Origin of the sequence: Pseudomonas tohonis, assembly GCF_012767755.2 — a bacterium.
GTDB lineage: Bacteria > Pseudomonadota > Gammaproteobacteria > Pseudomonadales > Pseudomonadaceae > Metapseudomonas > Metapseudomonas tohonis.
Genome location: NZ_AP023189.1, coordinates 140,108 through 153,191 on the forward strand (window position 1 = coordinate 140,108; position 13,084 = coordinate 153,191).

The 13,084-nt window shown below is 50.7% G+C and carries 13 protein-coding genes; 10 read left to right on the top strand and 3 right to left on the bottom strand.

All coding sequences use genetic code 11. The features are described 5' to 3' along the window. The first annotated feature begins 58 nt into the window (after positions 1 to 58). The 6 genes from HSX14_RS00685 to HSX14_RS00710 all read left to right on the top strand — a co-directional run bounded on the left by HSX14_RS00685 (position 59) and on the right by HSX14_RS00710 (position 7,814). The gene (locus HSX14_RS00685; protein ID WP_173174872.1) at positions 59 to 1,207 is read left to right on the top strand and encodes an NAD(P)/FAD-dependent oxidoreductase; all 1,149 of its coding nucleotides are present in this window, start codon (positions 59 to 61) and stop codon (positions 1,205 to 1,207) included. 188 nt (positions 1,208 to 1,395) lie between these two features. Continuing rightward, on the top strand, positions 1,396 to 1,668 hold the full coding sequence (locus HSX14_RS00690) for an HU family DNA-binding protein (protein ID WP_021218870.1): 273 nt from the start codon (positions 1,396 to 1,398) through the stop codon (positions 1,666 to 1,668). A 209-nt stretch (positions 1,669 to 1,877) separates the two neighbouring features. Further along, positions 1,878 to 3,098, top strand: coding sequence for a tyrosine-type recombinase/integrase (locus HSX14_RS00695; protein WP_021702153.1), 1,221 nt, complete (start codon positions 1,878 to 1,880; stop codon positions 3,096 to 3,098). Beyond that, entirely contained in the window at positions 3,095 to 4,699 is a 1,605-nt protein-coding gene (locus HSX14_RS00700; RefSeq protein WP_021702154.1) for a hypothetical protein, read from the top strand. Before HSX14_RS00695 ends, HSX14_RS00700 begins: the two co-directional genes overlap by 4 nt. Next, positions 4,699 to 7,356: a hypothetical protein gene (locus tag HSX14_RS00705; RefSeq protein WP_052716963.1), complete on the top strand. Its 2,658-nt coding sequence runs from the start codon at positions 4,699 to 4,701 to the stop codon at positions 7,354 to 7,356. The genes HSX14_RS00700 and HSX14_RS00705 overlap by 1 nt, the downstream gene beginning before the upstream one ends. Positions 7,357 to 7,358: 2 nt before the next feature. Further along, entirely contained in the window at positions 7,359 to 7,814 is a 456-nt protein-coding gene (locus HSX14_RS00710) for a hypothetical protein (protein WP_031287504.1), read from the top strand. 30 nt (positions 7,815 to 7,844) lie between these two features. Here HSX14_RS00710 and HSX14_RS00715 read toward each other — a convergent pair whose 3' ends face one another. Next, positions 7,845 to 8,060, bottom strand: a complete 216-nt coding sequence (locus tag HSX14_RS00715) for a helix-turn-helix domain-containing protein (RefSeq protein WP_021702156.1) — start codon at positions 8,058 to 8,060, stop codon at positions 7,845 to 7,847. Positions 8,061 to 8,170: 110 nt separating this feature from the next. On the opposite strand from HSX14_RS00715, the gene HSX14_RS00720 reads away from it, so the two are divergent. The 4 genes from HSX14_RS00720 to HSX14_RS00735 all read left to right on the top strand — a co-directional run bounded on the left by HSX14_RS00720 (position 8,171) and on the right by HSX14_RS00735 (position 11,486). Then, positions 8,171 to 8,755 carry a hypothetical protein gene (locus tag HSX14_RS00720; RefSeq protein ID WP_021218872.1) on the top strand — a complete coding sequence of 195 codons (585 nt, stop codon included), beginning with the start codon at positions 8,171 to 8,173 and terminating at the stop codon, positions 8,753 to 8,755. Then, entirely contained in the window at positions 8,752 to 10,140 is a 1,389-nt protein-coding gene (locus HSX14_RS00725; protein ID WP_031287506.1) for a DEAD/DEAH box helicase, read from the top strand. Before HSX14_RS00720 ends, HSX14_RS00725 begins: the two co-directional genes overlap by 4 nt. 51 nt (positions 10,141 to 10,191) lie before the next feature. Beyond that, entirely contained in the window at positions 10,192 to 10,992 is an 801-nt protein-coding gene (locus HSX14_RS00730; RefSeq protein WP_081672160.1) for an inositol monophosphatase family protein, read from the top strand. A gap of 128 nt (positions 10,993 to 11,120) precedes the next feature. Then, a complete protein-coding gene (locus tag HSX14_RS00735) occupies positions 11,121 to 11,486 on the top strand; it encodes a histone-like nucleoid-structuring protein, MvaT/MvaU family (RefSeq protein WP_021703201.1) in 366 nt (121 codons plus the stop codon). A gap of 149 nt (positions 11,487 to 11,635) precedes the next feature. On the opposite strand, the gene HSX14_RS00740 is transcribed toward HSX14_RS00735, so the two are convergent. Beyond that, positions 11,636 to 12,124 (bottom strand): hypothetical protein, encoded by a 489-nt coding sequence (locus HSX14_RS00740; RefSeq protein WP_021703200.1) that lies wholly within the window; start codon positions 12,122 to 12,124, stop codon positions 11,636 to 11,638. After that, positions 12,099 to 12,584 (bottom strand): Panacea domain-containing protein, encoded by a 486-nt coding sequence (locus HSX14_RS00745; protein ID WP_021218875.1) that lies wholly within the window; start codon positions 12,582 to 12,584, stop codon positions 12,099 to 12,101. Before HSX14_RS00745 ends, HSX14_RS00740 begins: the two co-directional genes overlap by 26 nt. Between the last annotated feature and the right edge of the window lie 500 nt (positions 12,585 to 13,084).

The window sequence follows — 13,084 nt, forward strand, 5'->3', positions numbered from 1 at the left end:
CCGATATTCAGCGACGGCCCCTGGGCCGTCGCGTCGTTTTGCAGCTGAGGAGTGAGAGATGAGTGCACCCGTGGTGATCGTCGGGACCGGCCTGGCCGGCTACAACCTGGCCAAGGAGTTCCGCAAGCTGGACGGCGAGACGCCGCTGTTGCTGATCAGCGCCGACGATGGTCGCTCCTACTCCAAGCCGATGCTGTCCACCGGCTTCGGCAAGAACAAGGACGCCGACGGCCTGGCGATGGCCGAAGCCGGCGCCATGGCCGACCAGCTGAAGGCCGAGATCCGCACCCACACCCGCATCACCGGTATCGACCCGGGCCACCGCCGCCTGTGGATAGGCGAGGAGGCGGTGGAATACCGCGACCTGGTGCTGGCCTGGGGCGCCGAGGTCATCCGCGTGCCGGTGGAGGGCGACGCCGGGGACGCGGTGTTCCCGATCAACGACCTCGAGGACTACGCGCGCTTCCGCAACGCGGCGGCGGGCAAGAAGCGCGTGCTGGTCCTCGGCGCCGGCCTGATCGGCTGCGAATTCGCCAACGACCTGACCCTGGGCGGCTATGAAGTGGAACTGGTGGCGCCCTGCGAGCAGGTGATGCCCGGCCTGCTGCACCCGGCGGCGGCCGCGGCGGTGCAGGCCGGCCTCGAAGGGCTGGGCGTGCGCTTCCACCTCGGCCCGGTGCTGGCCAGCCTCAACCACGCCGATGGTGGGCTGGACGCGCACCTTTCCGACGGCACCCGCATCGCCTGCGACCTGGTGATCTCGGCGGTCGGCCTGCGGCCGCGCACCGCCCTGGCAGCGGCGGCCGGGCTGGACGTCAACCGCGGGGTGATGGTGGACCGCCACCTGAAGACCTCCCACGCCAACATCTACGCCCTGGGCGATTGCGCCGAGGTGGATGGCATCAACCTGCTCTACGTGATGCCACTGATGGCCTGCGCCCGGGCCCTGGCACAAACCCTGGCGGGCAACGCCACCGCCGTCAGCTACGGACCGATGCCGGTGACGGTGAAGACACCCGCCTGCCCGCTGGTGGTCTCGCCACCGCCCCGTGGCCTGGAAGGCGCCTGGACCGTGGAAGGCGCGGGCGCCGATATCAAGGCCCTGTGCCGCGACACCAGCGGCCGTCTGCTGGGCTACGCGCTGACCGGCGCGGCGGTTCAGGAGAAGCTGGCCCTGAACCGTGAACTGCCTCCCTTGCTGGCGTGAATGGCCGGCCTTCTGTCGGAATAGTCATCGGGTTCGCGTCCAAAACTGTCGGACAACACTGGCGCGGCCCTTTGCGGCATGCCATCCTCCCTCTGGTCTGCCGCAGCGCAGAGCTGTTGCGGCGCCTTGGGCGCTGTTCTGGATGGACAGCGCGGACACAAAAACAACAAACCGTCAAAGAGGCATCTATGCGTAAACCGGAACTCGCCGCCGCCATCGCCGAAAAGGCCGATCTCACCAAGGATCAGGCCAATCGTGTACTCAACGCCGTTCTCGAAGAAATCACCAGTGCGCTGAACCGCAAGGACAGCGTGACCCTGGTCGGTTTCGGCACCTTCCTGCAGCGCCACCGCGGTGCTCGTACGGGCAAGAACCCCCAGACCGGCCAACCGGTCAAGATCAAGGCCAGCAACACCGTCGCCTTCAAGCCGGGCAAGTCCCTGAAGGATGCGGTGAATTAAATAGAGATTATCTCATTTTCTGTGGATAACTCTCTGTAAGCCCCGCTAGTCGGGGCTTTTCATTTTATGCATTCTCTACAGCGGCTTGAAACGTGTTTCATTTTTTTCATCTCGGAAAAAATGATCGTATAGCTGTTAATTCGTTTCATTATTGACTCCTCATCTAGCTGCCTCTAGGCTGCCGCGCTCGTTCTTGTGCGGTGTGTCATTTGAAGCCCTCTCGATATTCATTAGTCCAAGTTGAGTTCACTAAGTTAGGTGGGCTCAAACTCCAGCTCGTGGCTGAAAACGATCAAATTGATCTATTTGCCGGAGCATATGCACTACAACGATTCGATAATGGTGCGAAACCTAACACAATAAGGGTGGACCAGAATTCAATTCTGGCCCTGTATAGGTTCTGCGAGAGCAAGAATATTAATTTGATTCAGCGGATAGTGGATCTTGTGCCGTTCACTATCGGTGAGATTGAGTCATTCTCCTCATATTGTGGATACGGCCTACAATCCGGGGAGCGAGTGGGCGAGAACTGGTATAGCGCTAGAATGCGGGGAGCAAGAAAATTTTTAGAATACCTTTGGCTCTTTTACGAGGGGCAATATTCGCGAAATATACAGCAGCTAAAGGCAGCAAAGCGTTTATATGAACGAATGGACGCAGGATTTAAGCTGTACCTTAAGTCTCCTTACAAGGGCGACAGGAAAGACAAGATTGGCCTTACTCCTGAGCTGCAGGTGAAGTTCATAACTATCATCGACCCTGATTATAGTAATAAGAGTAATCCTTGGAAGTCGTCAAAGGTGAAGTGGCGGAACTATATATTTCTGCTGCTTCTGATGCTTGCGGGGAATAGAAAGGGTGAGACGCTACTATTAAAGCTGAACGATTTTCAGCTTACGGGTAGGAGGAAGTATTTCGATATATTGAAGAACACTGATGTAATCAACTATCCGCGCGCAGAGTCTCCGTCCGTAAAAACCTATGGTCGGCAAGTTGAGTTACACGATGATTTCGCATCCCTGATTGAGCATTACATAGTCCATGTAAGAAAAGAGTTCGAAGGCTGGCAGAGATCTAGCTATTTATTTCTTTCATGCCGTGATGGAAATCCATTGTCGGTCCAAACGCCAAACTCGATATTGAATGAACTTATCCTGCGGCACCCTGAGTTTTCTGGATTGTTAAGCCCCCACCGCCTACGTAACACATTTCATGATCTTCTGAATCAAGCGCTGGATAAGAAATTCAAAGGAGCTAGTGGATTAAGCCGCAAGATAATGAAGGCGCCTATTCAGGAGGCAGCGGGAGGCTGGGCTAGAAACAGTGATATGCCTGACCGTTATTCTAGAGGGTCAATACAAGCCAAAGTTGCAGGCCTGCAAGTTCTTCTACAGGAGGAGATACTTCGTTCGCAGGAAAATAAGCAATGATTTCAGCTAAGGATGTACGCCTTTCACCTACTGCTGAAATTATTTCAGATATCCAAGAGAATGAGAGATTCGTAAGCAGTCGTCTAGGTTACCGAGTTGAGCTACTTGATTCTAAGGGTGACTTTCGAAACGTAATAATAGTTCCCGATGATACTAGTGAGTTCACATATCTCAGGTCTGAGTATATAAATTATCTGGATTATGACTTAAAGGGAATCGTTGCAAGCTATTTGCGATATATTTTAGAGCGGAATCTTTCTTCAACTGTCCGGCATAAATTCAAATTCATCGACAGGCTTGCTAAAGAGTTGACTAGAGGGACTAGTCTAAATGACTTCCTTGATGAGGTTTCTGCGTTAAACGGAAGACATAGGCAGCAGTTTATTTCGACTTGCAAAGAATTCTTGCGGTTCGCTCTCTTGCATGAATATGAATGGTTGTGTCTAGATAAGTACGAAGATTTTATGAGGCTTCGTGACTACTCGGGAAGAAAAAATTCGTATTTGTCTCTCTTTATGATGGATGAGGAAAGAGGTCCATTTAGCAAAGAAGAGATCACCATACTATCTGCTCAAGTAGACAACGAATCGCTCCCGCTAGCTTTTCGTCTGATCTTGGACCTCTGTTTGTGTTTCGGCTTGAGGCCTATTCAGCTTTCTATGCTGAAGCGAAAAGACTTCATCAAAGACGTTGTAACTGGCGTTCGATACTTGAACGTTCCGCGTGTGAAACAGCGATCTGCTAAAAGAAGAAGTAAGTTCAGCTCCAGGCTTCTCTCAGAAAGAACAGCCAATCTACTAGAATTTTATATTAATTCTTCCGATACCCCGATTGGTTTCGATCCTGGGGAGTTACCCATATTTATTTCGCCTAAGGCTATAGATCTAGAGGCCGACGGTAATTCCCGAGGGAGTCACTATTGGGAAGATGACGAGAGAATTTCGAGTGATTATTTCGCGGATGAAGCGAAGATGTCCGTGCAGTATCATAAATCTTCATGCCGAATTAATTATATGCTTTGGGGTAATGAGCATAGACTGCCTCTGTCGCCTAGAACCGGTAAGAGATTCAACTTGTGTGCTTATAGATTTCGATACACGGTAGGGACCCAGGCTGTTATGTCTGGTTGCACCCCTGAAGAAGTAGCTGATCTTTTGGATCATGAAGGCACAAGTAGTATTAAGCATTATTTTCGCTTTACTCACGAAATGTGGGAAATTCTTGAGGCTGCGACGCTGAACCGCATTGAGCAGAAACACTTTACGGCTGCATGGATGAAGGAAGGTGAGCTCAAGGGTAATGTATATAGCCAGGTTTGTGAGCCCAGAAATTTCAATGTTATTGGGAAGTGTGCATCAAAGTCGATTTGCTTTGAGGAGCCAGCCATTACTTGCTACTCCTGCAGTAGATTTTGTCCGAACAAAAGTACTGTAGCGCATGAGGCCGCATTGGAGGGACTAATAGAGAGAAAGGAACAATTACTTATGATTAGTACAGCCAATGTCGTGTCAGTAATTGACCAGGCAATTGCCGGTTGTCATGCCGCCATAGCGTATTCAGAAGGCAATGAAGTTTTGCTGATTAATTCTAAGGAATTCTAATGCAGGTTAAAGTGGTTAGAGATATCCTGCATGAAGAGTTGCTGCTAAAGCTAAAGAAACTTGCAAGCAGTGCTGAGGTGCAATTTTCAAAGCTTGTTGTCTTTAAAGGCTCTACCTGGCAGGAGGATGTTTGGAGATATAAGGGGCGGGAAAAATTAAACTTATTTGCTAGAGGCTCATGCAGCCAAGAGCTGACGCTATTGAATAAGGTCTTTATTGTAAATTATTTATGGGAAAGACGAGCCTCAAGCAAGCAAGTTTCTTTCTCGCGCGTGCGCGATTTGATTTCACCCATTAAAAATTTCGTATCGCAAGGCTCCACTTCCCTGGTAGACCTAGATCAGGACTATTACTTTCGCACCTTTGGCTTTTTGCAGTCGAGGTACAAATATCCCGCAGGTCCTTGTAGAGCGATTAACTACTTTGTTCGTTTCTTATTCGACTCCGGGTTGGCACCGCAGAACTTCGATCTGATTGGTGCACACGACCTTGAGGAGAGAGATAAATATGGCCGCTTGGAGGCTGGTGACAAACTGCCCCTTCCAGAGCTTATTAAGGCAATAATCGCGTTAAAATGGGCTATCAAGACGCAGTGGGATGGGAGCCTTAGAGCGCAAATTGATTATCTTGCAGTTTTAACTCAGGTCTTTCAGTTTGGATTGGGTCTGAGAATAGGTGAAATTCTTCGTCTCCCCAAAAATTGTTTGGTTGAGATAGGCGGAGAAATGTATTGCCGGGTCTGGACCGAAAAAGGGTCTGAGCCCATTGCTAGATATGTCCCTACCATATGGCGGTCTGCATTCAGCGATGCGGTTGATAGCATCAATAATATTTGCCAGCCCTACAGAGCTCGGGCTTTGAGCATTGAGAACGGCTCCTTTGCTGACGAGTTGAAAGAGCGATTCCACGCAAGAGCAAATAAAATTGAGTCCGAAGTGCAGAACGCTCTCGAGAGGTTGCACTGCAAGGTCCGCTCGAATGTCGCCGACACAAAATCTCGTCTGCATCTTTTGAAAAGCGTTTCAGACGATGAAATGATTGAGCTGAAGAATCTTGCTGAATATCTACCAGTTGCTTCGAGTTCTACGTCTGCTGCTTCGCTTCTGAAATTCTATAGAGCCAATGGCTTCAATTTGATTTCTAAGCCATTAGGCAAGAAAAAATGCGCTCACTATGTGCAAGGTAGGGATCTTAAGAAGCGCATCAAAGAGCTTGTCGAGTTAAGGCGCGGCTTTTTGCTTTACGATGAGGTTTTCGAAATCCTCCATGGCCGTCAGCCGGCTAAGAACGGGTCTAAAGATCGTTTCGCATTCAAAGATAAATTGAAACTCTGGATCATGTCATCCTTTGAATGTTTTGCATTCACCGGGGAGCCCTCTTTACACGGGCGTCGAACTGTCTATCTAAGTCGCGCGGACGCCCTACTTGCAGTGCGTACGGTTGTGGGTGGCGGATATGATAAAGCCAAGTACATTCCTGTGCTTGATGCTGAGCAGTTATTCCCTGAGTTTTTTAACCAGAAGACACTGACCTCAGTGGCACTCGATTCAGAGAGAAGCTTTTACTCATTTTTAAAGCTTTCTAGTGCGCGAAAAAATTTCTATAGACCATCACCTCTGCCATCAGAGCTTAGATATCGTGCTGCGTATGGCTTTCTAATTGATCAAAGCAGTATTATTGATGCTGTGGAGAGCTCTTTTGTTTCAATTAACTCTAGAGTTTCTGCGGCGCTAGTTGAGGATATTAAGGAAGAATTCTTGGCGGATGGGATGCAAATAAGCTCTGCATCCTTTGGAATAAATCAGCAGGTATCTGATTACCTGTTCTTGGTTCCGGCCTCTCTGGGTGGCGTGTATAATGAATACTTACCTTCCATCTTTGATTATCATGCTGTACTGCATGTAATAAAGCCGACCAATATTGCCCGCTCGGCGTTCTTCCGCTATGGCATTGCTGCAGATGAGAAGCTGATTAAGTCTTTTCAAAGCCACAAGGGAAGGCATTGGCAAACCAATTCTCTTTTTCGCGCGGGCTTAGCTGCAAGTATCGTGAATAAATGGATGGGTAGAACTGACAGTCAAGGCGATCATTATGATCATCAGACTCCACGAGAGCGGGCCGCTAAAGTAAGTGAATTGATGCTCTCTGAGCAGTCTAGGTTCATTGGTGAGCTAGCCAATAAGGTCAAGTCTTGGTCTGGGACTAATGTTTCAGATGAGCATATCCAAGGCTACCTCAACAACACTCTGCAAACTGTTCATTATGGCCCCCTCGGTCATTGTTTTCGCGACATCAACCTCAAGCCCTGTGAGTTTCACCTAAAATGCTTAACCGGAAATGCTGGGAAAGGTTGTCGGGAATTTGTAGTGGATATGTCTGATCCAATACAAGTAAAGCAGATCGAGGCGGAGCGCAGTCGCGCAGAGAATGAGCTTTCCAGGTTATTCGAAGCAATTAATAGGCCGGACGTTCCGGTTGAGTCTGTTGAGATGCATATTGAGCATCAAATGACGGTTTTCAGAAATGCAAGTTACATACTGGATCGTTCTGATATTGTTCTCACTCAGGAGCAGGTTGAACAAAGTCAAGACTATCAACCATTTGTTCATGAGGGTTCTATCCCGAGTGACTGTGTCTTTCAGTGCGGGGCGACTTGATAGTGACTATATCTGCTAATCAATGGGATGTTGCTTTCTCTACTCTCCAGCAGTTTGAGAGGCAATTGATTTCACCAGAGCTCTTCTGCTGGAATTACATGGTGGAGAAATGCGGTATATCCAAGCCTACTCTCTGGCGAAACAAGGATTTTGTCCGCGAGTTTCAGCGTGTTAAAAGCCTGACAAAGAACTACGCAGGAGGAGAGCAGTACTTTGATCAGGTAGTTTCTTTGGAAACTGCCAGGATCCGCGAATACGACCAACAGATCGTTAAGCTGAAGGCGCAGGTCGAAGAATTAACCCGGCAGCTGAGCAGGGAGCGGGAAAGAGTGCTCTACGCCTCGATGATTGCTAGGAGAAAGAATATCGACCCTGCTGAGTTCTTGGAGGAGACCCCGCTGTTCAGGAAAGCAGGCAAAGCAGCCAAGGTGATCAAGCTTCCATCAAAGGAAACCTAATAGGCTCACTGTAGGGCGTTAGGTGGTGAGTCAGAAGACTGCGGGAAGTAGTGCCGCTGGCTCGCACTGAAGTATTTCTGCAATTTTGTACAGCTTTTCAACAGTGAGGTTTACCTCGCCTCGCTCGATACGTCCCATGTAGCTCCGATCAATTTTGCATGCCAACGCTAGGGCATCCTGTGGAATGCCCTTGGCTTTCCTATGTGCTCGGATTGACTTGCCCAATGCGATCGCAAGCTGACCCATGGCCGCCTCGGCTCTTGTGAGCCGGCACTATCCTGTGTTTGCGGACTATTCGGCCACGGACTATAATCCGTATTTTCGGCTGTTCCGCGCGACCCGTTCCAGGTACCCGCATGAAATCGGATTCATTCACTTTCGATAGTCGGCTGTACCAGCTGCTGCAGCAGGATAGGTTCGCGAAATTTACGACTCGTGATCTGCGTGACGCCTACGCCCAGTGCTTAGGCAGCGTGAGCTTTGACATCACGGAAGTTCGTTATTACGTGTATGAGCAGATTCGACGGATGCTGCGCGTGGGCTGGGTTACCTACGACGAAGTGCGACGAAAGCGCGGTCAGGTCTACCATCTAGGACCAATCCCTTCAGGTCTTGATCTTGAGCTTGTGGATGGCAGATTCACTTCGACTTCTCCTCCACTGCTGGAGTTACCACAGGTTGGGAGTTCAGCTTCGGTGTCCCCTTCCGTCACGGAGGCAGACGTACTAGAGCATTTGGAATCACTGCAGAAGGAAATTCGCCTCGACTTTCTGACGTCGATGGGCGAAACGGAGCGGTACAAGCAACTCCTTGATGACATGCCCCACCTAAAGCCTAGGGTTGAAGTGGAATATTTCGACGCGCGAGATCGAAGCTCTCGGCTTCTTGGGCACCTTCGAGCGGTCGAGAAAACTCTAAAGACCTTCGCACCCAAAGCATGAAGTCGACGCTAAGAGAATGGCAGCGTCGATGCATTGATGCTGCCCTAGAACGGTACGCTGTTGCGCCGCACTTCTTCTGTCAGGCTACGCCTGGGGCTGGAAAGACTTGGATGGCTGCAGAGCTTGCCAATCGCTTGCTCCAGCTGGACAAGATCGATCTTGTGCTCTGTTTCGCACCCTCGTGCCAAGTCGTCGAAGGTTTCCGATCTACCTTTTCCAAGGTCTTGGGTAGGCGCCTTGATGGTCTCATTGGTGCTGTGGGAGCTGCTTGTACCTATCAGGCAATGGACTACCAGGATGAAGCTTTCTGGGCGCTCCTAGAAAACTATCGAGTGTTGGCTATTTTCGATGAGATTCATCATTGCGCCGGTCATGATCTCCTTCTGAGCAATGCTTGGGGCCAGCAAATCATCCAGAACGTCCAGGATCAGGCAGCCTTCACCTTGGCGCTCTCAGGGACGCCTTGGCGTTCCGATGATAAGGGCATTGCACTGGCTCGCTATTCGACAGCAGAAGGTCGATTAGTCTGCGACTACCGCTACGGGCTCCGCGAGGCCATTTCAGATAATGTTTGTCGCGCCCCTCGCATCGTGCTGCTGGACAATCACTCTGTGAAGCTGACGGAGGAGTCCAGTGGTGACAACCCAGTACGACTTTTCCCTAGTTTTAATCAGTTGCTCTGTGAGTCCCCGGTTTCCTATGAGGAGCTGCTTCGGAACCCTGAAATCATCAGTCAGATGCTCGGTCTTGCGATCGCAAAACTCGATGACCTCAGAAAGGTTAAGCCGGATGCAGGCGGTCTGGTGGTTGCCACTGATGTTGAGCATGCGCACCAAGTAGCGCTGGCACTTGAGGCTAGGGGTGAATCATGCCGAATCGTGACCAACAGAGATAAACGTGCTCAGGATGGAATTAACGAGTTCAGGCATGGCGCTTCTCGTTGGATCGTAGCTGTGGGGATGATCAGCGAAGGGACAGATATCCCCCGATTGCAGGTTTGTTGCTACCTCAGCCGTATTCGCACGGAGTTGCATTACCGCCAGGTGTTAGGGCGTGTTTTGCGTCGAACTGGAGCGGCTGATGACCAGGCTTGGTTGTATGTGTTGGCAGAGTCGACCCTTGAAGGGTTCTCTCAACGAGTGGCTGATGACCTGCCCGAAGATTTAGCCATTCTCAGTCGGGTGCATGCTCCGCCTGACATAGTCGAAGATCTGATCAGCGAGCTGGCACCAAGCTACGAGTTGAGGTGCCCGTCGAGCGATGATGCTGCGCCATCAATTTGCGGGTTCTCGTTGGGGCTTTCCCCGAGCGACTCCGATTCCACTTCGCTCTACCGACTGAGTTTCTCACAGCGCTATCACTATCAGTTGTTAGCGCTTTTCTAAGTCTTCATCTGAGGCTTGTGGGGCACTAACTTCTTGCTTTTGGAGGCTTGTATGAGCTGCGTCGAGTTACTAGCCCCAGTTACCAAGTGCGTGCAGTTGGCTGGCAAACTGCTGGCTGCTGAGTGGAAGCGCTCAGGTGGGCCCAGGGGCTCGGGGGATAAAGCAAGCGTGGACACAGAGATCGAAGTACTTCTACGCAAAAGCTTGCTTGAACTGCTGGGCTGCGATTTCTGGGGAGAGGAAACCGGCTATCACCTTTCTGGGCATGAATACTGTTGGGTTGTTGATCCCAACGACGGGACTAGAGATTTCCTGCTCGGGCGACAGGGATCAGCTATTTCTGTCGGGCTACTGCGTGGTTCTAGGCCGGTTCTTGGCGTGGTCTATGCGCCGATCACGGTCGACCGTGGTCCTGATTGCATTGCTTGGGCGGAAGGATGCTCCCGCGTCATTCGCAATGGGGAGGAAGTTCTTTCAGGGTTGCAACGTGGGCCACTAACGTCTGGTAGCCAGGTTCTGATGAGTACAGCTGCAGGTAGTAAAGCTGACCTGAATGCAGAGTTATGTTCGCCCGCTAATTGTTGTCCCATGCCAAGCATTGCCTATCGGTTAGCACGAGTTGCCGTCGGTGATGCAATCGCAGGTGCGTCCCTTGTATCGGTGGGCGCGCATGATGTCGTAGCCGGCCATGCTCTTTTGACAGGCGCAAATGGTGTGCTTCTGAACCAGGATGGATTACCGGTCACATACCACTCCGTGGCGCAAATGATGAGCGTATCGAGGCGATGCTTTGGTGGCGCCCCTGAAGTGTGTAGAGAGCTCGCTAACAGGGACTGGCAACGCCTTTTCTGAACTCCTCGAGCGCTCTCGCGGGATGGCTCTTGGCGGCAACGCTAGGTCTGACCTTATGACATCTTTCACCAAAACCAGCCTCCAAGTAGAGTGGTGCTCCCCAGCCATTCCTTAGAAAAGGCCGATGTATGTCCAAACTTGCTGAATTCAAGGCACTTGAAGCCCAACTCGCCGCCCAACTTAAACAGCTAAATGAGCTGAAAAATGACGATGGACTTAAGCGAGAGATTGAGTTTGAGGAGAAGCTTCGCGAATTGATGGCTGAATATGGATTTGGCCTGAAGGGAATCATTGCTCTGCTCGATCCGCAGGCCTGCTCTCTTGGAGCAACACCTGTTCCTACCACTAGAGGAAACCGCCGTCAGCGCCAGCTCAAAGTTTACAAAAACGAAGAAACTGGCGAGATTGTAGAAACCAAAGGCGGCAACAATAAAGTGCTGAAGGCTTGGAAAGACAAGTACGGGGCTGCGAAGGTTCAAGGCTGGTTGCAGTAGGGCCTATCTCGTTGGATGAAAAAGCCAGGTATTGCCTGGCTTTTTACTAGCTGCTGCGAGCGGCGGTTGGTCAGAACGAATGCTATACCGATAGAACTCTACGCTTAGAGAAAGCGTGGTAGAGAAAACCTGCCACTTGGCGGTTTGGCTCAGGAAGGAAAAACTCGATGCTCGCGATCCAGTAGAACTAAAAAGAATGCGGCTTTTGCTCGAAAACCATGAACGCGCATTTTTTGGTTCACTCGTAGTTCGAAGAATGTGATGTCGTCTCCGATCTGCTTTCGCACTCTCTTCAGATGTTCTTCGGCGCCATTTTTTATAGTGGCTATATCGTACTGCGTATAGGCTAAACCGGCTTTGTTATCGCCTTTCCCGCTGGTTTCTAAAACCTGGCGCCAGGTTCGATCGCGAAGCGCAGAAATAAAGTCGCTGAAACTTTTGAGCTCATCTTTCTCCCATGCAGAAAAGCACTCAAAGGCGTTGCAAAAATATTTTAGTGTGACAAATGGGTTTTCATTGTCAGCCGAGCCGCCGTTCATTGTGTTATTAAGAGAAAAGACTTTCTCTTCAATGGGAGATAGCTTGCTAGCGGACTGTGCTTGCTGGTGTATTTTATCCTTGGGTAGTTTCTTCACCATCTTCCAACTCCCCGTAAACCTCCTTATAGAAGCTAAGAATTGAGTCCTTTGAAATCACTTCCTCGCAACGCTCCTCAGGGTCGCGGCCGCCGCGGGCGCTGATCCAAGGACGCTCGGAGTGAGTCATAGCTTCAAGCTTCTTGGCAGCAAATGAGCCGTAAGCATCGCGAACCTGCTCCAATATATTAAGAGAGTCCGCATCAATACCTTCGGATGCGCCACCAGGTACGATCGGTTGCCAGCCGTAGCGCTTAAATTCGTGCCAAACGGAAGGTACTACCGGACCATGAGGCCATGCTTGCATGTCTTCATCAAACAATGGCCGATCTAAGGCCATCAAATGCCAAGCTTGCGCGAAGTAGAGAAGCTTCTGCACCTGCAGATGCGTTACGACCTCGCCAGCCGCATGGTCGCTTAGGTTGTTCACAAACCAGTTTGCGACGGCAACAGGCTTTGTCATCCCAATCTCCAATGTTCTAAATGGTCGCCCAGCTTGTCAGACGGATTCATTCGGAAGTGAGTCTCCTGACCAACTGCCTTTAGGCGACTATAGCTGATGCGCTCAACGGCTGAGCCTTCAGTGATCCTGCTCTCACTAGAGACGCTCAGATTAATCGAGCTCGAGCCGTTGCAAGGGGCGATAGAGTACTCGGCGAAATCGAGAAGGGACAATCTCAGCTTTAACCGACAGCCGGTAGCTGCCGCGTGGCATCGCCCCGCATTAGCTCTCTCCACACAACATGATCCGCCATGGGCAAGGCCGATAGGTGATCAACCGGTTGCCCCAGCCTTTTATAGAGAATTATTCCAGGCCAATAATTATCGCCCTGGAATAATTCTCTATAAAGTCGCAGGAGGACAGGAACGAGCGCATAACCAGGAGAATCGACAATTAATCACCGCGCAAGCCAGGAGTCCTGGCAATCGAAGCCTCATCATGAGAATTATGTGGAATTATGC